Annotated in this window: 2 protein-coding genes; both read right to left on the bottom strand. The window is 55.8% G+C overall.

The annotated features are described in order from the left end of the window. Positions 1 to 75: 75 nt before the first annotated feature. Positions 76 to 591 carry a hypothetical protein gene (locus tag NKI25_RS36270; RefSeq protein WP_353000974.1) on the bottom strand — a complete coding sequence of 172 codons (516 nt, stop codon included), beginning with the start codon at positions 589 to 591 and terminating at the stop codon, positions 76 to 78. Between the two features lie 13 nt (positions 592 to 604). Beyond that, the coding region (locus tag NKI25_RS36265) for a hypothetical protein (protein WP_353000972.1) at positions 605 to 812 on the bottom strand (208 nt) is incomplete at its 5' end.

The following is an 812-nucleotide window of genomic DNA, read 5'->3' as shown; positions in this document are numbered from 1 at the left end:
TCGCCAAAGCAACAGCAGCCTGATCAGACCAGATACCGTTCCCGATTCGAAGGCCATCCGTCGAAAGCGCCCGCGTCAAGGTGCAGCGAAAATAGCGCTTACCGTCTTTGCCCAGCCTTTCGCTTTCAAAAAAATCATCCCATCGAATGCACCCAGTTTTGCTGCGTCTTCCGTAGCGTAGCGCTTGCGGGATTCCACGGATCGACCGGATGAGCGCTCCAAGATCCGGCCGCCCCAATTGCCCGATCCTTTTCGGAAGATTGAAATGTTCAGCCCGTCGGTGTTCAGATAGCTGTTGCCAGAATGAGAGATGCGCCATTTGCGTCGAAGCCAATTGCGCCGGCGCTGTGAAGCACTGCGGAGCGCGCGTTCGCGCATTCGCGGCGCCTCATAATCCTGCTCCATCTTTTCGGCACAGACGCAACCTACGCCGAGCATTTCGGCGTTGTCAGGGTGTGTCATGTAGTGGACGTAGCGTATCTCTTGGGATTCGCACATCTCGCAGATCTCTGAGGGCTGCTCGAGATCCTCCACATTGACGCAGGTCCAACCCTTGTGCGGAGTTCCCGATTGAGACCACTTTCCAGTCATTGCCCCCTCCGCATCAGACGAATTTATTTGATAGTGCGAAGATGCGCAGCATGCTGCTCGCGTAGGAGGTCAAGCGGCTGGCGTAGCTCGTCTGGCCCGCCCCGGCCTGAGTCTCAATTTTGGTAAGCGCGAATTTCCCCGCACCTTTTGCTGTTGAGTGCTCTGATGCATGAGGTGTCCACCAAAATAGGTGGACACCTTGTGATGGAAGAAGATGAGCA

The organism is Mesorhizobium sp. M0808, assembly GCF_040320025.1.
In the GTDB taxonomy this organism is placed as follows: domain Bacteria; phylum Pseudomonadota; class Alphaproteobacteria; order Rhizobiales; family Rhizobiaceae; genus Mesorhizobium.
Note: the sequence above shows the minus strand (reverse complement) of the source record. Positions and strands in the feature narration are given on the sequence as shown.